The organism is Sphingomonas kyeonggiensis, from assembly GCF_014196745.1.
Classification (GTDB): Bacteria; Pseudomonadota; Alphaproteobacteria; order Sphingomonadales; family Sphingomonadaceae; genus Sphingomonas; species Sphingomonas kyeonggiensis.
In genome coordinates this window covers 203310-226263 of the sequence record NZ_JACIEH010000003.1, presented here as the reverse complement: position 1 = coordinate 226263, position 22954 = coordinate 203310, and the positions used below count along the sequence as shown (strand labels likewise).

Sequence of the window (22954 nt, the reverse complement as noted above, 5' to 3'; positions counted from 1 at the left end):
CCGCCATGTTCGGTAAAATGCTTCGGGCGATTCTGCCCGCCTTCATGTTGTTCCCGCTCGCCGTCCCCGCGTCCGCTTCCCCGCCCGACGCGCCGATCGCCAGCGAATGGCGCAACCCCAGCAACAGCGTCCATGTCCGCATCGACCAGTGCGGCGGCGCGGTGTGCGGCACGATCACCTGGGCCAGCGACAAAGCCATTGCCGACGCCAAGCGCGGCGGCACGACCCAGCTGATCGGCACGCGCCTGTTCCGCGATCTCAAGCCGGCCGGCGCGGGCAAGTGGAGCGGCAAGGTGTTCGTCCCCGACATCCGCCAGACCTTCTCGGGCACGATCCAGTTCCAGGACGGCGACAAGATGGTCGGCAAGGGCTGCGTGCTGTTCGGCATCATCTGCAAGGCCCAGACCTGGTCGCGGGTGCGCTGAATCTGTTTGGAAATGCGCGAAAGAGCGCATTTCGAGGCGGTGCCGGCCCACTCCCCCACCCGGCCGGCACCGCAATGCGCCGACAGGCGCATTCCAGGAAGCGAACTGTTTGAGCGCAGCCTTCGGGCTGGCGGGGCCGACCGGAACGTTTAGGGTACCTGCATGAGCAGTGCACCCATTCGAGTCGGCATCGGCGGCTGGACCTTCGAGCCCTGGCGCGGTTCCTTCTATCCGGAGAAGCTCTCCCAGAAGAAGGAACTCGAATATGCGTCGCGCCAGCTGACCGCGATCGAGGTCAACGGCACCTATTATTCCAGCTTCAAGCCCGCCACCTTCGAAGGCTGGGCGAAGACCGTGCCCGATGGCTTCGTCTTCGCGGTGAAGGGCTCGCGCTTCTGCACCAATCGCAAGGTGCTGGCCGATGCGGGCGAATCGGTCGCGAAGTTCGTCGGCCAGGGGATCGTCGAGCTCGGCGACCGGCTCGGGCCGCTGATGTGGCAGTTCATGGCGACCAAGAAGTTCGACGCCGCGGATTTCGGCGCGTTCCTCGATCTGCTTCCCCGCGAGCATCAGGGCGTGAAGCTCCGCCACGCCGTGCAGGTCCGGCACGACAGCTTCGCCGTCCCCGAGTTCGTCGATCTGTGCCGCAAGGCGGGCGTCGCGATCGTCTATGCCGATTCGCCGCAATATCCGGCGATCGCCGACATCACCGGCGACTTCGTCTATGCCCGGCTCGAGGCGGGCGAGGACGAGAACCCCTTCTGCTATCCCGAGGGCGACCTGCCACGCTGGACCGAGGCGGCGCGGACCTGGGCGTCGGGCGGGCGGCCCGTGGGGCTTCCCTATGTCGAGGACCGCGACCCGCCGGCCACGCGACGCGAAACCTTCATCTTCTTCATCCATGGCGGCAAGGTTCGCGCCCCCGCTGCGGCGCAAGAGCTGATCCACCGGCTCGAGGGCGCGAATCCGGGCTGATATCTGCGGGTTGATGCGGCCTTTGCGCCGCCCGAATCCGTCGCATTTCCGCCGTTTTCCGAGGCCCGGTGCGCGGACTCGAAATCCTGCGGACACACCCCGGTAAAGATGCGTGCCTTTCGGGATACAGGCCGAAGGCAAAGCGTCACCCCCTACCATCGGCTGCTTTACCCGCGAATCTCCCGCTTTCATCCCGGCGCCAGCGCATGCCGTTTCGCGGCGTGAGCCAGTTCGTACCCGCGCTTTGTTCGCGCGGGCAGTATGAAAAGGGTACCATGTTTACGCGTAACATCGCTCGCACCTTGCGGGCCGGGACCGCCCTTTCGGCGCTCACCCTGGCCACCAGTCTCCTCGCCGTCCCCGCCTTCGCGCAGGACACCGCTCCCACCACCGACCAGACCGCTCCGGAAACCCCGGCAGCCGACGAAGCCCCCGAAATCGTCGTCACCGGCTCGCTGTTCGCGACCAAGGTGACTCAGTCTCCGGTCACCACCGTCACCGCCGAATCGCTCGACGCGCGCGGCATCAGCACCGTCCAGGACGGCCTGCAGCGCCTCGCCGCCAACAACGGCCCGACCCTCACCAACAGCTTCTCGGCAAACGGCGCGTTCGCCGGCGGCGCCTCGGCGATCTCGCTGCGCGGCCTGTCGACCAACTCGACGCTGGTGCTGTTCGACGGCCTGCGCGCGGCCTATTATCCGCTCGCCGACGACGCGACCCGCAATTTCGTCGACCTGAATACGATTCCGGACGACATCATCGACCGTATCGAAGTGCTCAAGGACGGCGCTTCGTCGAGCTACGGTGCCGATGCGATCGCGGGCGTGGTCAACATCATCACCAAGCGCAGCTTCACCGGCCTCTCGGCCCGCGCCGAAGCCGGCGTTTCGCAGGACGGCATCGCCGCCACCCAGCGCTTCTCGGTCACCGCGGGTATCGGAGATCTCGATCGCGACGGGTTCAACGCCTATGTCAGCGGCTTCTACTATCATGCTGATTCGGTTGCCACCCGCGACCTGCGCTCGCCGTTCAACTCGGACGATCAGACCAGCATCGGCGGCCCGAACAACCAGGTGAACGGCGACAATTTCGCCGCCAACTATACCGGCTTCGGATCGAACCTCTATGTCGCGCCGGGCTCGGGCGGCCGCTATCAGCTGCTCGCCGGCGGCTGCGCCAATGGCAACCTGACCCAGACCACCGCTGCCCAGCAGGGCGGGAACGCCCTGCTGCCGACCAGCATCTGCCAGCAGGACCTGACCAACCGCTACGGCGTGGTCGCGCCGCAGGTCGATCGCTTCGGCATCTCGGCGCATGTCGCCAAGACGATCGGCGATTCGGCAGAGGCCTATCTCGAGCTGAATTTCCAGCAGTCGCGCAGCCAGTATAGCGGCGCGGCATCGTCGATCTATGCGAACGCACCGGCCGGCATCGACCATGAGCCCTTCTCGACCGTGGGCGGCGGCGCCAGCTTCGCCCCCGGCTCGGGCGCGCTGACGCTCCCGGTCTATGTCTGCGCCGCCCGCGTGAACTGCACCGCGGCCAACGGCACGCTCAACCCGAACAATCCGTTCGCGGCTTCGGGCCAGACCGCCACGCTGATCGGCGCGATGCCGAACCTTGTCCGCCATGACGAATCGCGCAGCCGCGTCTATCGCGCAGCCGCCGGCATCAAGGGCAGCTTCGGCGACGACTGGAACTACAAGGTCGATGCCACGGCGATGCGCAGCGAGCTGCGTCGTTCGGCCACCGGCTATGTCTATATCCAGCACCTGCTCGATGTGATCGCCGACGGCTCGTACAACTTCGTCGATCCGTCGTCGAACAGCCAGGCGGTGCAGGACTATCTGGCGCCGGCGCATTCGACCGATGCGTCCTCGGAACTCTACCAGGTCCAGGCGAGCGTGAACAAGGCGCTGTTCCAGCTGCCGGGCGGCCCGGCCCAGCTCGGCGTCGGCGGTTCGTTCTTCTACGAAGGCGTCGATTCGCCCTCGGCGAACAGCGATGCCAATGGCCCGACCGAGCGCTATTTCACGATCAACGCGTTCGGTACCAAGGGTCACCGCACGGTCACCTCGGGCTTCGGCGAACTCAGCCTGCCGGTCCTCAAGCAGCTCGAGCTCAACCTCTCGGGTCGCTATGACCATTACTCGACCGGTCCGGGCTATTTCTCGCCGAAGGTCGGTGCGAAGTTCACCCCCGTCGACATGCTGACGGTGCGCGGCACCTGGTCGCGCGGTTTCCGTATCCCGTCCTTCGGCGAAGCCAACTCGCTGCCGACCACGGGCTATGTGAACAACACGCCCAAGCTCTTCAGCGACGCGTATCTCGCCCAATATGGCTGCACGTCGACCAACTTCAACACGACGGCCTGCGCCTCCTATCTGCGTAACGGCAGCTACGGCCAGACCACGCTCGCCTCGCCGGACCTGAAGCCGGAGAAGTCGCGCAGCATCACGCTGGGCGCCGTCTTCCAGCCGATGCGCAACGTCTCGTTCTCGGTCGATTACTTCAACATCAAGAAGACCGACGCGATCACCTCGCTCTCCTCGGCGGATGCGCTGCGGGCCTATTATTCGGGCCAGGCGATCCCCGACGGCTTCACGATCATCACCGATGCACCGGATCCCGCGCATCCGGGCGCGACGCCGCGCGTGGCGTTCGTCCAGTCGCACTATGTCAACGCCAACAAGCAGAAGGCGGAAGGCATCGACTTCGGGGCGAATGGCCGATTCAACCTCGGCGGCGTGACCTGGACGACCAATCTCGACGCCACGCTCATGCTCGAGCTCAGCACCACGCTGGCCGATGGCACGCGCGAGACCTATGTCGACACGCTGGGCAACTACAACCTCACCGCGGGCACCGGCACCTTCCGCTGGAAGGGCAGCTGGATGAACAGCTTCGCGATCGGCAACTACACGGTTACCGGCACGGCCAACTACACCTCGGGCTATGATCTTTCGGCCATGGACCAGGGCAATGCGTACAAGGATTGCGGCCTGGCGCCGTCGCCCGCGTACACCGGTTGCCGCGTGAAGAGCTATTTCACCTTCGACCTCAACGCGACCGCCAAGATCGCCGACAAGTTCACGATCTATGCGAACGTGCTGAACCTGTTCGATCGCCTGCCGGACTATGATCCGGTCACCTATGGCGCGTATCTCTACAACCCGGTCCAGGCCGGCGACGGCATCTATGGCCGCCGCTTCACGGTCGGCGCCAAGGTCAATTTCTGATCTTGCGGGTTCCCGCTTAGGGAGAGGAAGGGCGGTCCCGAAAGGGGCCGCCCTTTTTCGTCAGGGCCGCCTGGGGCTCGCCCGGTCGGCGACCATCCGCTCGCCGTCGATCGTGATCGGCGATGCGATGCCGGGAAGCCCGTCGCGCTCGATCTTCATGCCGCGCGCGATCACCTGGGGATCGGCGAACACTTCGTCCACCGTGTTGATCGCACCTGCCGGCACGCCCTCCGCCTCCAGCGCCTCGTACAGGTCCGCCTTGGCCCATTGCCGGATCGCCGCCTCGAGCAGCGGCAGCAGGATCTCGCGGTTCGTCACCCGTGCCGGATTGGTCGCGAAGCGCGCGTCCGATCCATAGTCCAGCCCCAGCACCCCACAGAGCTTGCGGAACTGCGAGTCATTGCCGACCGCGATGATCAGCTCGCCGTCCCGCGCCTGGAACGCCTGGTAGGGTACGAGGTTCGCATGGCCATTGCCCATCCGGTGCGGCACCCTGGCGGGATTGGCCATCCAGTTGAGCGCCTGGTTGGCGAGCACGCCCACCTGGGTGTCGAGCAGCGCCATGTCGATATGCGCGCCTTCTCCGGTCGCATCCCGCCTGCGCAGCGCCGCCAGGATTGCCACCGCCGAATAGACGCCGGTGAAGATGTCGGCATAGGCGATGCCGGCCTTTTGCGGCGCGCCGTCGGGCTCGCCGGTCAGCGACATGAACCCGCCCATTCCCTGGATGATGAAGTCGTATCCGGCGCGCGGCGCATAGGGCCCGGTCTGGCCGAAGCCGGTGATCGAGCAGACCACCAGCCGGGGATTGAGTGCCCGCAGCGAAGCCGGATCGAGCCCGTATTTGACCAGCCCGCCGACCTTGTAGTTCTCGATGACGACATCGGCGTCGGCGACCAGCGCACGCACGGCCGCCTGGCCCTCGGGCGCGGCGATGTCGATCGCCTCGCTCGTCTTGCCGCGGTTGCAGGCGTGGAAATAGGCCGCGTCGCGATTCTCTCCCGCCGCATCGTGCAGGAAGGGCGGTCCCCAATGGCGGGTGTCGTCGCCTTCACCCGGCCGCTCGATCTTGACCACCTCGGCGCCCAGATCGGCGAGCAGCTGCCCGCACCACGGGCCGGCGAGGATCCGCGCCAGCTCGACGACCCTGATGCCCTCGAGCGGCTTCATGCGCGCCGGATCTCGTAGATCAGGTGCGGCTTCATCTCGCCCGCCATCAGCCGCTCGACCGTATCCGGCCGCGCCACGCCGCCGATCTTCTCCATCGCCTTGCGCGACCGGACATTCTCCACGCCGATCGTGAACACCGCGGTGCGCACGAAGCGGTGGATATGATCCAGCATCAGCCGCTTGATCTCGCGATTGTAGGTGCCGCCCCAATAGGCGCGGGCGAGATAGGTCCAGCCGATCTCGATCTCGTCGGCCTCGGGCTCCCAATTGTCGAAGCGCGAGGATCCGATCACCGTGCCGGTCTCGCGCTCGACAATGGTCAGCGCCCCGCCGCTGGCGATGCCCGCGTCGAAATAGGCGCGGAACACCGGCTCCTGCCAGCGGTCGTGCGCCGGATGGACTTCCCAGACGAGCGGATCGGACGCGACCGCGAACAGCGCGTCCCAATCCTCGGGCGTGCTGGGACGCAGCGTCACCAGCGCGCCTTCGAGCACCGGCTGCCGGTCCGGCGTCATCAGAACGCTGCGATCCCGGTGATCGCCCGGCCGAGGATCAGCCCGTGCACGTCGTGCGTACCCTCGTACGTGTTGACCGTCTCGAGGTTGATCGCGTGGCGCAGCACATGGAATTCGGCCGAGATGCCGTTGCCGCCATGCATGTCGCGGGCGATCCGCGCGATATCGAGCGCCTTGCCGCAATTGTTGCGCTTGATGATGCTGATCGCCTCGGGCGCCAGCGTACCCTCGTCGAACATGCGGCCCGCGCGCAGCGCCGCCTGCAGCCCGAGCGCGATCTCGGTCTCCATGTTGGCGAGCTTGAGCTGCACCAGCTGGTTGGCCGCCAGCGGCTTGCCGAACTGGGCACGGTCGAGCGTGTACTGGCGCGCGGCATGGAAGCACGCCTCGGCCGCACCCATCGAGCCCCAGGCGATGCCGTAGCGCGCGCGATTGAGGCAGCCGAACGGCCCCTTCAGCCCCTGCACCTCGGGTAGCAGCGCGTCCTCGCCCACTTCGACGCCGTCCATCACGATCTCGCCGGTGATGCTGGCCCGAAGCGAGAGCTTGCCCTCGATCTTCGGCGCGGAGAGGCCCTTCATGCCCTTTTCGAGCACGAAGCCCTTGATCCCGCCGCCATGCGCCTCGCTCTTCGCCCAGACGACGAACACATCGGCGATCGGCGAGTTGGTGATCCACATCTTCGAGCCGGTGAGGCGATAGCCGCCGTCGATCTTCTGGGCGCGGGTGCGCATGCCACCCGGGTCCGAACCGGCATCGGGCTCGGTCAGGCCGAAACAGCCGATCCACTCGCCGGTCGCGAGCTTGGGCAGGTATTTCCGCTTCTGCTCTTCCGTCCCGTACGCATTGATCGGGTGCATCACGAGGCTGGACTGCACCGACATCGCCGAGCGATAGCCCGAATCGACCCGCTCCACTTCGCGGGCCACCAGCCCGTACGAGACATAGCCGAGACCCGCGCCGCCATATTCTTCGGGGATCGTCGCGCCGAGCAGGCCGAGCGCGCCCATCTCGGACATGATCTCGCGGTCGAAATGCTCGTCCAGATAGGCCCGCGTCACGCGCGGCAGCAGCTCGCCCTGCGCATAGTCGCGCGCGGCGTCGCGGACCATCCGCTCCTCATCGGTCAGCTGCGCATCGAGCCCGAAGGGATCCGCCCAGTCGAACCGGCCCATCTCTGCCATTTTCTCGTCCTCTCCAGATTGGTCTTCGCCGTCCTAACCGCTCGCGCGCCCGAAACCTGTCGGGATGACGGCATGGGGTATGCGGTGCGGCTATCCCGCCTGGGCGGGGGGCGCCGCGGGCGGCACGTCCATCGCCGCGCGTTCGATGTCGGTGAGTGCGGTGCGGGCTGCGACATAGCGCCGTGCAGCGCCGGTCCAGCTTTCGGCGACCGAGACGCCGGGCAAATGCGCCACTTCGGCGAGCGCCGCCTCGACATCGCCGCGGTCGAGCGCGCGCCGCGCGCGGCGGAGCCGTTCGGCGGGCAGCGGGCTCGGCGTATCGGCCTGGCGCAGCACCACCAAATTGCCGAGCATCCGGCGCACCCGGTTCCACAGGCTGTCGTTCGGATCGTTGGAAAGGCGGGGCGAAAGCGTGTCGAGCGCCAGGCGGAGATCCTCCAGCGTCACCGGCTGGGCGGCGGCGCGCAGGATCGCGGCGACCGCTTCGCCATTGCGCTCGCCGAAGCGGGCGCGCAGCTGGGGCTCGAGCGGTCCCAGCGGCTGACCGCGTTCGATCGCGCGGCGCACCGCGAAGACGACCATCATCCGCTCGGCGCGGGTGGCATAGGCGGCGGCGTTCCGCGAGCTTGCATCGGAATCGCGGATACGCAGTTCGATCTGGTCGAGCTTGCCGGCCAGCATCGTCTCGCGCGCGCTCAGCGTGGCCAGGTCGGTGCCCGGCGGCAGCGCCGGGATCGTCACCTGGCTGGCGCTGGGGGCTGGGGCGGGCGCCGGGGCGGAATCGTGCGGGGAAAGCCCGCCGGCCAGCCCCACGGCACCGATGGTCACACCGACACCGCCCGCAAAGGCGATCATGCCGATCAGGCTGGCACTGCGCCACCAGGGAATGCGCTGGGGCGGGGGCGCGAGGGTCTCGTCGCTCATAAGGTCCTTATTCGCCGCGCGGCACCGCGCGGTCAATCGGCGAGCTGCAATGCGAGCGCGATCAGCGTGTCGGGATGCGTGTCCGGGGCAGTTGCGATCCGCCGCCAGCCCGGTCCCGCGGCCTCGGCGGCCCGCGCGCTGATCGCGGCGATGCTGGTGATCGCGCGGTGGTCGGGTGCCATCAGCTCGGCGAACCGCGCGCCGGCCCGGGCCGACTGGATCAGCGCCACCGTGCCGCGCAGCCGCGCCGCCTGGTCGGGCGCGATGTCGAGAGGCTCGCTCGCATAGACGGTGATCCCCCGGGCCACCACGCCGCCGGTATCGAGCATCCGCTCGCGCCCGCCGAGCAGCAGCGCGCGCGCCACGCCCATCGCCTCGGCTGTCGCGATCAGCTCGGCGGCGCCGCCCGTACCGACCTGCACGACGTCGAATCCGAAGTGCCGCGCCGCCTCGGCGGTCACCTTGCCCACGACATGGACCGGCAACCCGAGCAGAGTATCGAGCTGCGGCCCGCCATGGCGCACCGCATTGGCGCTGGTCAGCAGCAGCGCGTCGAACCCGTCGGGATCGGGCGCGGTCCAGGCGACCGGCCCGGCGGCGAACAAGGGTAGCCGGATCGCCGTCCGTCCCGCCGCCTCGATCGCCGCCGCGGTCACGCGGTTGCCGGGCTCGGGCCGGAGCACGGCGATGGCGCGGCTCATCCCTCGAACAGGCGGCGCACCGCTTCGGGCGCGCGGTCGAGCAGGTCGCGGGCGAGCGCGGCCGGCAGCGCAGGATCGAGCGGCGCACCCTCGATGCTGCCATGGACATGCGCGGCGCCGTCTTCGGACAGCAGCTCGGCCTCCAGCGTCAGGATGCCGCCCTCGATCGTCGCCAGTGCCGCGACGGGTGAATGGCAATCGGCCTTGAGCGCGGCGAGCAGCGCGCGCTCGGCGCGGACGCAGCGATGTGTCGCGGCATCGTCGATCGCGCCCACCAGCTCGCGGGCATGCGCATCGTCGGCGCGGATCTCGACGCCCACCGCGCCCTGGGCCGGGGCGGGGAGCAGCACATTGTCGGGAATCTCGACGCCGACGTCATGGCGTCCCAGCCGGTCGAGCCCAGCTGCCGCCAGCAAGGTCGCATCGGCTTCGCCCGCCGCCAGCTTGGCGAGCCGGGTGTCGACATTGCCGCGGAACAGCACGATCGAAAGATCGGGACGCAGCTTGCGCATCTGCGCGGCGCGGCGCGGCGAGCTGGTGCCGAGCACCCCGCCTTGCGGGATGGCCTCGATCGACGCGGCGCCGACCAGCCGGTCGCGCACATCGGCGCGTGGCAGCATCGCGGCGATCGCGATCATGTCGGGCCGGATGGTCTCGACATCCTTCATCGAATGGACGGCCGCGTCGATCTCGCCGTTCAGCAGCGCCCGGTCCAGCTCCTTGGTCCACAGGGCCTTGCCGCCGATCTCGGCGAGCGCGCGGTCCTGCACCTTGTCGCCGGTGGTCTTGATCACGACGATCTCGAAGGCGTCGGCGGGCAGCTTGTGCGCGGCGGCCAGCGCATCGCGCACCATCTCCGCCTGCGTCAGCGCGAGCGGCGAACCGCGGGTCCCCAGTTTGAAAACGGCCATGTCGGTTCCTTAGTGGCTCGTGCCCCGCTTGTCGAAGTGGACGCCGAAAGTTCGCACTCCCGTTAAATTCCTCGCCTGGAGCCTGCAGCTCCGGAGAGGAATTGGCGCTGCACTTCGACAAGCGCCCCCCGGCACACTAGATGCCGCAAACAACGGAGTAAGAACGAACCACCATGGCCCTGATCCTCGGCCTCGAATCGAGTTGCGACGAAACCGCCGTCGCGCTGGTCACCACCGACCGCCAGATCCTCGCCCACAAGCTGGCGCGGCAGGAGGCGGCGCATCGCCCCTATGGCGGGGTCGTGCCGGAGATTGCCGCGCGCGCCCATGTCGAGGCGATCGGCCCGCTGATCCAGGGCGCGTTCGAGGAAGCGGGCGTCACCCTCGCCGATGTCGACGCGATCGCCGCCACCGCCGGTCCCGGTCTTATCGGGGGCGTCATGGTCGGCCTGGTCGCCGGCAAGGCGCTGGCGCTGGCCGGGGGCAAGCCGCTGATCGCGGTCAACCATCTCGAAGGGCACGGCCTGTCGCCCCGGCTCACCGATCCCGACCTCGAATTCCCCTATCTGCTGCTGCTCGTCTCGGGCGGCCATTGCCAGCTGCTGCTGGTCGAGGGGGTCGGGCGCTACCAGCGCCTCGCCACCACGATCGACGATGCCGCGGGCGAAGCGTTCGACAAGACCGCCAAGATGCTCGGCCTGGGTTTCCCCGGTGGCCCGGCGGTCGAGGAAGCGGCGATGCGCGGCGATCCGAAGGCGGTGCCGCTGCCGCGCCCGTTGCTGGGGTCGGCCGAGCCGCATTTCTCCTTTGCCGGCCTCAAGAGCGACGTCGCGCGCAAGGTCGGGCTCTACAGCGCCGAGGATATTGCCGCGTCCTTCCAGCAGGCGGTGGTCGATTGCCTGCTCGATCGCACCCGCCGGGCGATCGCCAAGGTCGATGCGACGGCTTTGGTCGTCGCCGGCGGCGTGGCGGCGAACCGGGCGGTGCGCGGCGCACTGGAACAACTGGCCGCGGAAAGTAGCATGCGCTTCGTCGCGCCGCCGCTCTGGCTGTGCACCGACAATGGCGCGATGATCGCCTGGGCGGGAGCCGAGCGGTTCCTGGCGGGTTTCAGCGATCCGCTCGACGTGGTGGCGCGGCCGCGCTGGCCGCTCGATCCGGATGCGGAGAAGGTCCGCGGCGCGGGAGTGAAGGCATGAGGACAGGCCAATGAAGATCGGAGTCATCGGCGGCGGCGCCTGGGGTACGGCCCTGGCCCAGGTCGCGGCGCGGGGCGGCGAGGCGGTGCTGCTCTGGGCGCGCGAGCCCGAAGTGGTCGAGAGTGTGAATGTCCGCCACCAGAATGATCTGTTCCTCTCAGGCGTGCCGCTAAGCCCCTCGATCCGCGCCACGGGTGAACTTGGCCAACTTGCGGATATGGAAGCGTTGCTCGTCGTGGCACCCGCCCAGCATGTCCGCGCGGTCCTGTCGGAAGCCGATATCGGGGCTGTTCCCCTGGTCCTCTGCGCCAAGGGGATCGAGGCCGGCACCAAGCTGCTGGTCGGCGAGGTCGCCCACCAGGTCGCCCCCCACGCCCCGCTGGCGGTGCTCTCCGGCCCGACCTTCGCGCATGAGGTAGCCGCCGGCAAGCCGACCGCCGTCACCCTGGCCTGCGAGGACGAGGGCCTGCGCACCCGCCTGTCCGAGCGCCTCGCCGGCCCCGCCTTCCGCACCTACGGATCCTCGGACGTGGTCGGCGCCGAGATCGGCGGTGCGGTCAAGAACGTCCTCGCCATCGCCTGCGGGGTGGTCGAAGGGGCCGGGCTCGGCCTCAACGCCCGCGCCGCGCTGATCGCCCGGGGCTTTGCCGAGATGACCCGCTTCGGCATGGCCCGCGGCGCCCAGGCCGAGACGCTCACCGGCCTTTCCGGGCTGGGGGATCTCGTCCTCACCTGCTCCTCGACCAACTCGCGCAACTTCTCGCTCGGCCTGGGGCTCGGCCAGGGCCGCAGCGCCGCCGAGCTGATGGCCGATCGCAGGACCGTCGCCGAAGGCGCCTTCACCGCGCCGGTGCTGCGTGATGCCGCCCGCGATGCCGGGGTCGACATGCCGGTGACCGAGGCAGTCAACGCCCTGCTCGAAGGCGCGCCCGTGGCGCAGGTGATCGAGGCGCTGCTCAGCCGGCCCCTGCGGGAGGAAAAGGCATGAAATGGGCGGCGATGCTCCGGGGGATCAACCTGGGCAAGCGCCAGCTCAAATCGGCCGAGCTCAAGGCGGTGGTCGAGGGCATGGGCTTCACTGAGGTCAAGACGATCCTCGCCTCGGGCAATGTCGTGTTCGAGGCGAGTGACGCCACGCCGGAGGCGCTGGAGCAGGGTCTCCATGTCGCGCTGGAGAAGGCGACCGGTCTCAAGTCCGATGTCTACGTCCGCAACCGCGCCGATCTCGAGGCGCTGGTCGCGGCCAACCCCTTCCCGAAGGAGGCCGAGGAGCGTCCCAGCTTCCTCGTCGTCACTTTCCACCGCACACCGCCCGACCAGGCGGCGATCGACAGGCTGCTGGAAGGCTATGACGGTCCCGAACGGATGGTGATCGTCGGCCGCGAGCTGTTCACCGATTTCCCCGACGGCCAGGGCCGCTCGAACCTGATCCCGGCGATGCAGAAGGCCAAGTTGTCGCACGCCAATACCGGCCGCAACTGGAACACCGTGCTCAAGCTGCTGGCGGCGCTTTCCTGATCGTCAGAAGTCTACCGCCACGCCCTTGCGCTCCCAGTCGCCATAGCGAGTCGGGTCGAGCGCATCGGGTTTCTGCTCGGCCGGCGCGGGCTTCGGCACGGGCGGGCTGGGCGTCAGATACGCCGGCGGTTTCACATTTGCGGGGCGCTGGGCCATAGGCAGCAGATCGTCCTTCCAATCCACGAGGTCAAGTGAAGCCACCGCGCCGCCCCAATTCCCGCCAGAGCACCCCCGACGGCCCCGGCGTCCCCACCCGTCGTGCGGCCCTGAAGCTGCTCGATGCGGTGCTCCGGCGCGGGCTGGCGCTCGAGCAGGCGCTCGATTCGGCGGCGCAGGGCCTGGCGCCCAACGATCGCGGCCTCGCCCATGCCATTGCCGCCGAAGTGCTGCGGCGCCTTCCCGATCTCGACGCGCTGATCGATTCGGCGACCAAGCAGACCCTGCCCGAGGATGCCAAGGCGCGGTTCGCGCTGCGCATCGCGCTCGTCCAGGCGCTGGCGCTGGGCACGCCCGGCCATGCCGCGATCTCCACCGTGCTGCCTCTGGTCGATGGCGGCCCGCGCAAGCTGGTCCACGGCGTGTTCGGCACGCTGGTGCGCCAGGGCGTGACCCTGCCCGAGCCGCCGACCTTGCCCGACGCGGTGGCGCTTCGCTGGCACAGCGCCTGGGGCGACCAGATGATCGAGGATGCCGAGCGCGCCATCGCCGTGCCGCCACCGCTGGATCTCACCCTGCGCGATCCCGCGGTCGTGCCCGATCTGCCGGGCACCAGCCTGATCGCCGGTCATCTCCGCCTCGACGAGAAGGGGCCGGTGGCGATGCTGCCGGGGTACGCGGAAGGTGAGTGGTGGGTGCAGGACCTCGCCGCCTCGCTGCCCGCGCGGCTGATCGGCAAGGGGGAGGGCACCGCGCTCGACCTGTGCGCCGCGCCGGGGGGCAAGACGCTCCAGCTCGCCGCCGCCGGCTGGCAGGTGACCGCGGTCGACATCTCCGAAAGTCGTCTGGCGCGACTTCACGAGAATCTCGAGCGCGTCGGGCTCTCGGCCGAAGTGATCGATGCGGATCTGCTGGAATGGGCGCCCAAGGATGGGTTCGACGCCGTGCTGCTCGATGCGCCGTGCAGCGCCACCGGTATCTTCCGCCGTCATCCCGACGTGCTCCACCGCGTCCGCCCCAGCCTGATCCGCGAGATGGCGGAACTGCAGGGCAAGCTGCTCGCCCGCGCCGCCGACTGGGTGAAGCCTAGCGGCATCCTCGTCTTCTCCACCTGCTCCCTGGAGCCCGAGGAGGGCGAGGCGCAGCTGGAGGCGTTCCTGAAGGCGCGCTCCGATTATGCGATCGTGCCAGTGAAGCCCGAGGAGCTCCCCCATGGCGTAACACCGCGTGAGGATGGCAGTTTGCGGCTTCTGCCGGGAACGCTGGCCGATGCCGGCGGGTTGGACGGGTTCTTCATCGCAAGGCTCACCCGCAAAGCCTAGGTTGCGCGCGAATCACCGGGTGCCTAAGGATTCATCATGGCTGTCCGCATCGCACCTTCGATCCTCTCCGCTGATTTCGCCAAGCTGGGCGAGGAAATTCGCGCCATCGACGCCGCCGGCGCCGACTGGATCCATGTTGACGTGATGGACGGGCATTTCGTGCCCAACATCACGATCGGGCCGGGCGTGATCAAGGCGCTGCGCCCGCACACCGCCAAGCCGTTCGACGTGCACCTGATGATCGCGCCGGTCGATCCGATGCTCCAGGCGTTCGCGGACGCCGGCGCGGACTGCATCTCGGTGCACCCGGAATCGGGCCCGCACCTTCACCGCACGCTCCAGACGATCAAGGGCCTGGGCAAGCGCGCGGGCGTGGTGCTCAATCCCGCCACCCCGGTGGAATCGATCGATTACGTCATGGACCTGATCGACCTGGTCCTGGTGATGAGCGTGAACCCCGGTTTCGGTGGACAGAAGTTCATCGAGAGCCAACTCGGCAAGATCGCGGCGCTGCGCCAGCGGATCGACGCCAGCGGCCGCGCGATCGACCTCGAGGTCGATGGCGGCATCGACCGGGAGACCGCGCCGCGCGCCATCGCCGCGGGTGCCGACGCGCTCGTCGCGGGCACCGCCACCTTCACCGGTGGGCCCGGCCAATATGCCGCGAACATCGCCGCGTTGCGAGGCGGGTGAGCGATGACGGGACCGGCTCCGGTGCCGACGGAGTCGAGCAGGGCAAGCGGCTCATCCGCACGGGCGGCGAACGCGGCCTCAGCCTGGCCGAGCGCATCTCCGAGCGTTTTCAGCGCCTCGCCTGGCGGACACCGCTTCACAATATGCGCCTGAAGGGCCGGCATCCCCTCAAGCTGATCGCGGTCGGCGACGATCCCTTTTTCGGGGACGTCGAGCGCGGCAATGCGCTGCTCGACGGCTATGTGCTGTTCCGTGGCGAGCAACGCTCGATCACGGGGCTCGACTTCGCCCGGCCGGACTGGTCGGCGGCGATGGGGGAATATCTCCATGGCTTCGGCTGGCTGCGCGACTTGTCGAGCGTCACCACCCGCGTCACCGCCGCGCCGATCGCCGAGGCGCTGACCCAGCGCTGGCTGGCGGTGCACGGCGACAAGGTCTCAGAGCCGGCCTGGCAGGCCGATCTGGTCGGCCGGCGTATCCTCGCCTGGACCGCGCATGCCCCGCTGATCCTCTCGGCCAACGACCTGGTCTATCGCTCCTCGGTGCTCCACGCACTGGCCAAGGGCGCGCGCCATCTCGATCGCGCCGCCGATCGCGTGCCGCCCGGCCCCGGGCGCATCGCGGCATGGTCCGGGGTGCTGGTCGCCGGGCTGATGATCCCGGGCGGCGATCCGCGCCGCTCCTTCGGCGAGACCGGCCTGCGCCGCGCGCTCGAACAGTCGATGTTCGACGATGGCGGTACCGTCGGCCGCTCGCCCTGGGGCCAGCTCGAAGCGATCCAGCTGCTGACCATCCTGTCCAACGCCTATGAGGCGCGCCGGCTCGAGCCGCCGGCGATCGTCTCCTCGGCGCTCAACCGCATGGTCACCGCGCTGCTCGGCGTCTGCCATGGCGACAAGGGGCTGGGCAGCTGGCAGGGCTCGGCGCCGGTGCCGGGCGCACTGATCGAGCAGGCGGTCGAGGCCACCGGCGTGCGCACTCGCCCGCTCAAGCAGGCGCGCGAATGGGGCTATCAGCGGCTGGGTGCCGGCAGCACCGTGCTGATCATCGACGCCGCGCCGCCGCCCCTGGCGCGGCTCGCCGCCGGCGGATGCGCTTCCACGCTCGCTTTCGAACTTTCCGACGGTCCGAACCGCATCGTGGTGAATTGCGGTGGCTCGGGCATGGCCAGCCATTCGCTCCCGGCCGCGCTCACCGAGGGGCTGCGCACTACCGCGGCGCACTCCACCCTGACGCTGGCGGACAGCAACTCCACCGCGATCCATCCGGACGGCTCGCTCGGCCGCGGCGTGGTCGAAGTCGAACTGGCGCGCACCGAGAGCGAGAATGGCAGCCGGATCGAGGCGAGCCATGATGGCTATGTCCGGCGCCTGGGCTTCACCCATCGCCGGCTGATCGCGCTGGGCGGTGACGGGCGCGACGTGCGCGGGGAGGACATGCTGCTCCCCGCCGACAAGAAGAAGCGCAAGGCCAGCACTCCCTTCGCGATCCGTTTCCACCTGGCACCACAGGTCGAGATCTCGCCCACCGCCGATGGTCAGGCCGCGATCCTGCGCCTGCCGAGCGGCCAGCTCTGGCAGTTCCGCTGCAAGGGCGGGGCGCTGGCGTTCGAGGATTCGATCTGGATCGACGGCACCGGCAAGCCGGTGGCGACGAAGCAGCTCGTCATCACCGGCGAATCGCTTGCCGGTGGCGCAAATGTCAGCTGGCTGTTCCACCGCGCGAAGTGATAGACGCCTCCGGACTGATTCTGGGGGGAATGAGCGATGGCGCAGGTCGAGGTTTTCGATGAAGAGGATGCGCTGGAGCCCGTCTTCGTCAGTGAATTCAGCTTTCTGCCGCGCATAGGCGAGTATCTGTCGATCGAGGTCGAGGGCGTCTCCAGCGCCTATGTCGTCACCAGGGTCTGGTTCCGGCACGACGAGGAAAGCGCCGCATTCCAGCCCTGCCTGCAGGTCGAACTCGAAGACTAGGGGTTGCCAGCGGCCCCCCGATCCGTAGAGGGGCATGCCGCATGGACCAGATCAAGATCAGCCGTGCGCTTCTCTCCGTCTCCGACAAGACCGGGATCGTCGAACTCGCAACCGCCCTCGCGGCGCAGGGAGTCGAGCTCGTCTCGACCGGTGGCACCGCCACCGCACTGCGCGACGCCGGGCTGAGCGTCCGCGACATCTCCGATCTCACCGGCTTCCCCGAGATGATGGACGGCCGCGTGAAGACGCTGCACCCCAAGGTCCATGGCGGCCTGCTCGCGGTGCGCGGCAATGCCGAGCACGAGGCCTCGATGGCCGAGCACGAGATCGGCCCGATCGATCTCGTCGTCGTCAACCTCTATCCCTTCGCCCAGACCGTGGCGCGCGGTGCCGATCGCGAGACGATCATCGAGAATATCGATATCGGCGGCCCGTCGATGGTCCGCTCGGCCGCGAAGAACCACGAGAGCGTCGTGATCCTCACCGATCCGGCCGATTATCCGCTGGTGCACGGCGCCACGACGACGCTCGCGCAGCGCCGCACGTTCGCGGCCAAGGCCTATGCCGCCACCGCCGCCTATGATTCGATGATCTCGAGCTGGTTCGCCTTCGCCGATCAGGGCGAGGCTTTCCCGGAGACGCTCAACCTCAGCCTCAAGCGCGGCGCATCGCTCCGCTACGGCGAGAACCCGCACCAGTCGGCGGCCTTCTATGCCGCGACCGGTCCCTCGACCCCCGGCATCGGCCAGGCGCGCCAGCTGCAGGGCAAGGAGCTGAGCTACAACAATTACAACGACGCCGATGCGGCGCTCGAGCTGGTCAGCGAATTCCGCGACGGTCCGCCGACCGCGGTGATCGTCAAGCATGCCAATCCCTGCGGCGTGGCGAGCGGCGCGACGCTGGCCGAGGCCTATGCGGCGGCCTTTGCCTGCGACACCGTCTCGGCGTTCGGGGGCATCATCGCGGTCAACCGCCCGCTCGATCGCGCCACCGCCGAGCAGATCACCTCGATCTTCACCGAAGTCGTGGTCGCGCCGGGTGCCGACGAGGAAGCGCTGGCGCTGTTCGCCGCGAAGAAGAACCTGCGCCTGCTGCTCACTGACGGTCTGCCCGATCCCAAGCGCGCCGGGCTTATGGCCAAGTCGATTACCGGCGGCTGGCTGGTCCAGGGCCGCGACAATGGCGTGATCGCCGCGAGCGACCTCAAGGTCGTGACGAAGCGCCAGCCGACCGAGCAGGAGCTCGTCGACTGCTTGTTCGCCTGGACGGTGGCCAAGCACGTCAAGTCGAACGCGATCGTCTATGCCAAGGACGGGTCGACCGCGGGCGTCGGCGTCGGCCAGATGAACCGCCTGGAGAGCGCCCGCATCGCCGCGTGGAAGGCCAAGGACGCCGCGGACAAGGCCGGCTGGGCGACGCCGCGCACGATCGGTTCGGCGGTCGCCTCGGACGCCTTCTTCCCCTTCGCCGACGGCCTGCTGGCGGCGGTGGAAGCCGGCGCCACGGCGGTGATCCAGCCGGGCGGCTCGATCCGCGACGAGGAAGTCATCGCCGCCGCCGACGCAGCGGGCCTGGCGATGGTCTTCACCGGCATGCGCCACTTCCGGCACTGAGGCCGGGCCGACACCACCGGAACGTCATCCACCCTCAAACGTCATCCCGGCGAAAGCCGGGATCTCGTGCGGCTCTTTCCCGCCATCGCCTGAGATCCCGGCTTTCGCCGGGATGACGGTCGTGGTTCTGGGGAGTTAGATCTTCTCTTCGACCGGCAGCGTCGCCTCGCCCGCGCGCGGCATCTTGCGGAACAATGCCCTGTCCTCGGGGCCGAAGCCGAACTTGATGATCACGAACAGATAGGTGACCAGGATCGCCGGCATGCCGAGGCTGAGCTCGGCCCATTCGGCGCTCTTGGGCAGCGAGGTGAAGGCGCCGCCGACCAGGCAGGCGACCGCGATCGCCGCGAAGAAGCTCGGCCGGATCGAGACCACCGGCGCGCCGGTCAGGCGATAGAGCAGGGTGGCCTTCACCGCCGATCCGATGGTGAGCGACACCGCGAGCGCCAGCGCGGGGCCGGCGGCCTGGATCGGCTCGGGCCAGTCCTGTCCCCGCGCGACCATCACGAACACGAAGCTCAGCACGATCTGGAGCAGCAGCACGCATACCGAGATCGCCAGGTTCTTGTGGCGGGCGATATAGACCAGGCCGGTCTCGCAGACAGCGCCGGTCGAGGCGAGCACCTCGGCGACGAGCAGGATGCACAGCGCGCCGGCGCCGATCACGAATTCCTTGCCGATCAGCCCCATCACGCCCTCGGCGGGGATCGAGAACATCACCGCCAGTGCCGCCTGGGCGCTGGTCACCCAGAAGCCGACCTGGCGCACCTGCTTGGCCACCGCGACCTTGTCGTCCTCGGCCAGCGCCTTGGTGACCACCGGCCCCAGGATCGGGTCGAAGCTCGATTTAAGCCGCTGCGGCACCGATGCGACCTGCTGGGCCATGTAATAGATGCCGACCACCGCCGGGCTGAACAGCAGCGCCAGGATGAAGCGATCGACATTGCGCGTCGCCCATTCGATCGCGTCGGCGCCGGCGAGCGGGGCGTTGGCCCGGGCGAGCCACCAGATCGCGCTGGGTCGCGGCCGCCAGCCGCGCGGCAGGCCGTAGTCCTTGACGAAGGGCACGATCGAGGCGCCCAGCGCCGCCATCATCGACAGCACATAGGCGTAGAGCAGGCCGTCGCGCGCCGAGACATAGGAGAAGCCCCAGGCGGCGATGCTGATCGTCCAGGGCTCGATGATCGCGCGCGCGGTCACCGCCGCGCCGATATTGTGGCGATAGGCGCAGGCGGAAAGCGCGACGTCGGACAGGGCCGGGCACAGCACCACCAGCGCTAGCAGCGGTTCGAGCCCGGTCACCGGGCTGTTGGGGAACATCGCCTGGGGGAAGAGGACCAGCACGCCGCTGGCGATCAGCGAGGCGATCAGCGCGACCACCATCGCGTCCCACACGACATGGGCGTGCGGCCTGTCGGTATCGGCCAGCGCCTGGGCCAGGCCGCGCTTGAGGCCGAGCGTGGCGAGCAGCGCCGCGACCTCGATCACCAGCACCGCGATCGCATAGCGCCCGACGATGTCCGGTCCATAGGCGCGGCCGGCGATGAACAGGAAGGGCAGGCGCGCGACCAGGCGGATGATGAAGCCCAGCATGTTGGTCCGCCCGCCCTTGGCGAGCGCATTGATGTCCTCGCCCCCTGACGGCGCGGTCACTGCCTGGGTCAATGCGCGGCGCCCCAGCTCGGGCCGACGCCGATCTCGACGCCCAGCGGCACGGTGAGCTTCACCGCCGGCTCGGCCGCGGTCGCCATCACCCGCTGGATGATCGGCCTGGCGGCCTCCACGTCACCCTCGGGCAGCTCGAACACCAGTTCGTCGTGCACCTGGAGGAGCATCTTGACGTTGTGCAGCCCGGCCTCGGCGAGTGCCGGGCCCATCCGCGCCATGGCGCGCTTGATGATGTCGGCGCTGGTGCCCTGGATCGGCGCGTTGATCGCGGCGCGTTCGCTGCCGGCGCGCTCGTTCGGGTTCGAGGCCTTGAGCCGCGGGAAATGCGTCTTCCGGCCGAACAGGGTGGTGGTGTAGCCGCGCGCCTTGGCGTCGTTCAGCGTGTCGGCGATGTAGCGGTTGATGCCCGGGAAGCGCTCGAAATAGCGATTGATCATCGCCTGCGCCTCGTCGGGCGTCACGTCCAGCCGGCCGGCCAGGCCCCAGCGCGAGATGCCGTAGAGGATCGCGAAGTTGATCGTCTTGGCGCGGCCGCGGGTGTCGCGGTTCACTTCGCCGAACAGCTCCATCGCGGTGCGGTTGTGGATGTCCTCGCCCTGTTCGAAGGCTTCTCGAAGGGCAGGCACGTCGGCGATGTGCGCGGCCAGGCGCAGCTCGATCTGCGAATAGTCGGCCGAGAGGATCACATTGCCGGGTTCCGCCACGAACGCGTCCCGGATTTGTCTGCCCGTCTCGGTGCGGATCGGGATGTTCTGGAGATTGGGATCGGTCGAGCTGAGCCGCCCTGTCTGCGCGCCGGTCAGCGAGTAGCTGGTGTGCACGCGCCCGGTCGCCGGGTTGATCTGGGCCTGCAGCGCATCGGTATAGGTCGACTTCAGCTTGGTGAGCTGGCGCCAGTCGAGCACCTTCACCACCATCTCGCGCCCGGGCGAATCCTTGTCCGCCGCGATCCGCTCGAGCTCGTTGACGTCGGTGGAATAGACGCCGGACTTGCCCTTGCGGCCGCCCTTGATCCCCATCTTGTCGAACAGCACGTCGCCGAGCTGCTTGGGGCTGCCGATGGTGAACTTGAATCCGGCAATGCCGTGGATTTCCTCCTCCAGCGCCGCGATCTGGTGCGAGAAGTCGGAGGAAAGCTTGGCCAGCACGCCGGCATCCACCTTGATGCCCTCGCGCTCCATGCCGGCGATCACCGCGACCAGCGGCCGGTCGACCATCTCGTAGACCCGGGTCGAGCCCTCATAGGCGAGCCGCGGCTTGAACCGGCGCCACAGCCGCAGCGTCACGTCGGCATCCTCGGCGGCGTAGCGGGTGGCGGCCTTGAGATCGACTTCGCCGAAGCCGAGCTGGCTTTTGCCCGTGCCGACCACGTCCTTGTAGGCGATGCACGAATGCGAGAGATGGGTCGCGGCCAGCTCGTCCATGCCGTGCCCGTGCAGGCCGGCATCGAGGTCGAAGCTCATCACGATCGTGTCGTCATAGGGGGCGACATCCAGGCCGCAGCGGCCGAGCACGATCATGTCGTACTTCAGATTGTGCCCGATCTTGAGGACGGCGGGGTCCGCGAGCAGCGGTTTCAGCTTCGCGAGTGCGACGGCGCGGTCGATCTGCACCGGCCGCTCGGCGAACATGTCGGTGCCGCCATGGCCGAGCGGGATGTAGCAGGCCTTGTTGGGCTGGAGTGCCATCGAGACGCCGACCAGCTCGGCGCGGGTCGCATCGACGCCGGTGGTCTCGGTGTCGATCGCCACCCAGCCCTGGTGCCGCGCCGCTTCGATCCACTGGTCGAGTGCGGCCTCGTCGATGACGGTCTCATAGCCGTCGTGATTGCAGGGCGGGTCTTCTTCCAGCCCCGGGGTCTCGTGCGTCTCCACCGGCGCATCGGCCACCGCGGAGAGCCGGTTGAGCAAGGTGCGGAAGCCGTGATGCTCCAGGAAGGCGCGCAGCGGCGCGTCCGGAATGCCCTGCAGCGCGAAATCCTCGAGCGGCTCGGGCAGCGGCACGTCGCTCGCGAGCTGCACCAGCTTGTGCGACAGCCGCGCCATCTCGGCATGCTCGATCAGATTGTCGCGCATCTTGGACGGCTTCATCGACGGCGCCGCCTCGAGCACCGCCTCGACCGTGCCGAACTCCTGGATCAGCTTGGCGGCGGTCTTCGGGCCGATACCCTTCACGCCGGGGACATTGTCGACGCTGTCGCCCATCAGCGCCAGCACCTCGCCCAGCTTCTCGGGCAGGACGCCGAACTTCTCCTCGGTGTCGGCCGGCCCCAGCCGCCGGTTGTTCATCGTATCGAGCATGTCGACCGACGGATCGGTCATCAGCTGCATCAGGTCCTTGTCGGAGCTGACGATGGTGACCGACCAGCCCTGGGCCAGCGCCGCCTTGGTGTAGCTCGCGATCAGGTCGTCGGCTTCCCAGCCGGCTTCCTCGATGCAGGGCAGCGAGAAGGCGCGAGTCGCGTCGCGGATCATCGGGAACTGCGGCACCAGATCCTCGGGCGCCGGCGGGCGGTGCGCCTTGTACTGGTCGTACAGCTCGTTGCGGAAAGTGTGCTCGCTCTTGTCGAGCACCACCGCCATGTGAGTCGGGCCGTCGGCCTTGTTCAGCTCGTCGACCAGCTTCCACAGCATGGTCGTATAGCCATAGACGGCGCCCACCGGCTCACCATGTTTATTGGTGAGCGGCGGCAGCCGATGATAGGCGCGGAAGATATAGCCGGAGCCGTCGACGAGATAGAGATGTGGCATTGCCGCGCCGGGATAGCC

General features: G+C 68.5%; 20 protein-coding genes. 11 read left to right on the top strand and 9 right to left on the bottom strand.

The features are described 5' to 3' along the window. Window positions 1-17: 17 nt before the first annotated feature. The 3 genes from GGR46_RS16110 (at window position 18) to GGR46_RS16100 (ending at window position 4639) form a co-directional block, all read left to right on the top strand. Window positions 18-425, top strand: coding sequence for a DUF2147 domain-containing protein (locus GGR46_RS16110; protein WP_183999058.1), 408 nt, complete (start codon window positions 18-20; stop codon window positions 423-425). Window positions 426-587: 162 nt separating this feature from the next. Next, window positions 588-1400 carry a DUF72 domain-containing protein gene (locus GGR46_RS16105; RefSeq protein WP_183999057.1) on the top strand — a complete coding sequence of 271 codons (813 nt, stop codon included), beginning with the start codon at window positions 588-590 and terminating at the stop codon, window positions 1398-1400. Window positions 1401-1675: 275 nt separating this feature from the next. Next, window positions 1676-4639, top strand: a complete 2964-nt coding sequence (locus tag GGR46_RS16100; protein WP_183999056.1) for a TonB-dependent receptor — start codon at window positions 1676-1678, stop codon at window positions 4637-4639. Window positions 4640-4699: 60 nt separating this feature from the next. On the opposite strand, the gene GGR46_RS16095 is transcribed toward GGR46_RS16100, so the two are convergent. The 6 genes from GGR46_RS16095 to hemC all read right to left on the bottom strand — a co-directional run bounded on the left by GGR46_RS16095 (window position 4700) and on the right by hemC (window position 10044). Then, window positions 4700-5809 carry a CaiB/BaiF CoA transferase family protein gene (locus GGR46_RS16095; RefSeq protein WP_183999055.1) on the bottom strand — a complete coding sequence of 370 codons (1110 nt, stop codon included), beginning with the start codon at window positions 5807-5809 and terminating at the stop codon, window positions 4700-4702. Next, window positions 5806-6324: a GNAT family N-acetyltransferase gene (locus GGR46_RS16090; protein WP_183999054.1), complete on the bottom strand. Its 519-nt coding sequence runs from the start codon at window positions 6322-6324 to the stop codon at window positions 5806-5808. Before GGR46_RS16090 ends, GGR46_RS16095 begins: the two co-directional genes overlap by 4 nt. Beyond that, window positions 6324-7508 carry an acyl-CoA dehydrogenase gene (locus tag GGR46_RS16085; protein WP_183999053.1) on the bottom strand — a complete coding sequence of 395 codons (1185 nt, stop codon included), beginning with the start codon at window positions 7506-7508 and terminating at the stop codon, window positions 6324-6326. Before GGR46_RS16085 ends, GGR46_RS16090 begins: the two co-directional genes overlap by 1 nt. A 90-nt stretch (window positions 7509-7598) precedes the next feature. Beyond that, complete coding sequence (locus GGR46_RS16080) at window positions 7599-8432, bottom strand: hypothetical protein (protein ID WP_183999052.1); 834 nt, start codon at window positions 8430-8432, stop codon at window positions 7599-7601. 32 nt (window positions 8433-8464) lie between these two features. Continuing rightward, window positions 8465-9133 (bottom strand): uroporphyrinogen-III synthase, encoded by a 669-nt coding sequence (locus tag GGR46_RS16075; protein ID WP_183999051.1) that lies wholly within the window; start codon window positions 9131-9133, stop codon window positions 8465-8467. Then, window positions 9130-10044 (bottom strand): hydroxymethylbilane synthase, encoded by a 915-nt coding sequence (hemC, locus tag GGR46_RS16070; protein WP_183999050.1) that lies wholly within the window; start codon window positions 10042-10044, stop codon window positions 9130-9132. Before hemC ends, GGR46_RS16075 begins: the two co-directional genes overlap by 4 nt. A 173-nt stretch (window positions 10045-10217) precedes the next feature. On the opposite strand from hemC, the gene tsaD reads away from it, so the two are divergent. From tsaD to GGR46_RS16055, 3 genes are read left to right on the top strand one after another with little or no spacing between them, the layout of a single operon-like run. Continuing rightward, the gene (gene tsaD, locus GGR46_RS16065; RefSeq protein ID WP_183999049.1) at window positions 10218-11243 is read left to right on the top strand and encodes a tRNA (adenosine(37)-N6)-threonylcarbamoyltransferase complex transferase subunit TsaD; all 1026 of its coding nucleotides are present in this window, start codon (window positions 10218-10220) and stop codon (window positions 11241-11243) included. A gap of 10 nt (window positions 11244-11253) precedes the next feature. After that, entirely contained in the window at window positions 11254-12231 is a 978-nt protein-coding gene (locus GGR46_RS16060; RefSeq protein WP_183999048.1) for an NAD(P)H-dependent glycerol-3-phosphate dehydrogenase, read from the top strand. Beyond that, window positions 12228-12761, top strand: a complete 534-nt coding sequence (locus tag GGR46_RS16055) for a DUF1697 domain-containing protein (RefSeq protein ID WP_183999047.1) — start codon at window positions 12228-12230, stop codon at window positions 12759-12761. The genes GGR46_RS16060 and GGR46_RS16055 overlap by 4 nt, the downstream gene beginning before the upstream one ends. Window positions 12762-12764: 3 nt before the next feature. On the opposite strand, the gene GGR46_RS16050 is transcribed toward GGR46_RS16055, so the two are convergent. Then, on the bottom strand, window positions 12765-12917 hold the full coding sequence (locus GGR46_RS16050) for a DUF1674 domain-containing protein (RefSeq protein ID WP_116839481.1): 153 nt from the start codon (window positions 12915-12917) through the stop codon (window positions 12765-12767). 35 nt (window positions 12918-12952) lie between these two features. Here GGR46_RS16050 and GGR46_RS16045 point away from each other — a divergent pair, with 35 nt between their 5' ends. The 5 genes from GGR46_RS16045 to purH are packed head-to-tail and all read left to right on the top strand — an operon-like array spanning window position 12953 to window position 18518. Further along, window positions 12953-14239 (top strand): transcription antitermination factor NusB, encoded by a 1287-nt coding sequence (locus GGR46_RS16045; RefSeq protein ID WP_183999046.1) that lies wholly within the window; start codon window positions 12953-12955, stop codon window positions 14237-14239. Between the two features lie 36 nt (window positions 14240-14275). Continuing rightward, complete coding sequence (gene rpe / locus GGR46_RS16040; RefSeq protein ID WP_183999045.1) at window positions 14276-14932, top strand: ribulose-phosphate 3-epimerase; 657 nt, start codon at window positions 14276-14278, stop codon at window positions 14930-14932. Next, a complete protein-coding gene (locus GGR46_RS16035) occupies window positions 14929-16662 on the top strand; it encodes a heparinase II/III domain-containing protein (RefSeq protein WP_183999044.1) in 1734 nt (577 codons plus the stop codon). The genes rpe and GGR46_RS16035 overlap by 4 nt, the downstream gene beginning before the upstream one ends. Window positions 16663-16698: 36 nt before the next feature. Next, window positions 16699-16905: a hypothetical protein gene (locus GGR46_RS16030; RefSeq protein WP_183999043.1), complete on the top strand. Its 207-nt coding sequence runs from the start codon at window positions 16699-16701 to the stop codon at window positions 16903-16905. 41 nt (window positions 16906-16946) lie between these two features. Next, complete coding sequence (gene purH / locus GGR46_RS16025; protein ID WP_183999042.1) at window positions 16947-18518, top strand: bifunctional phosphoribosylaminoimidazolecarboxamide formyltransferase/IMP cyclohydrolase; 1572 nt, start codon at window positions 16947-16949, stop codon at window positions 18516-18518. Between the two features lie 135 nt (window positions 18519-18653). Here purH and GGR46_RS16020 read toward each other — a convergent pair whose 3' ends face one another. Continuing rightward, window positions 18654-20111 carry a lipopolysaccharide biosynthesis protein gene (locus tag GGR46_RS16020; RefSeq protein WP_184000056.1) on the bottom strand — a complete coding sequence of 486 codons (1458 nt, stop codon included), beginning with the start codon at window positions 20109-20111 and terminating at the stop codon, window positions 18654-18656. A 68-nt stretch (window positions 20112-20179) separates the two neighbouring features. After that, on the bottom strand, window positions 20180-22936 hold the full coding sequence (gene polA, locus GGR46_RS16015) for a DNA polymerase I (protein WP_183999041.1): 2757 nt from the start codon (window positions 22934-22936) through the stop codon (window positions 20180-20182). Window positions 22937-22954: the final 18 nt, after the last annotated feature.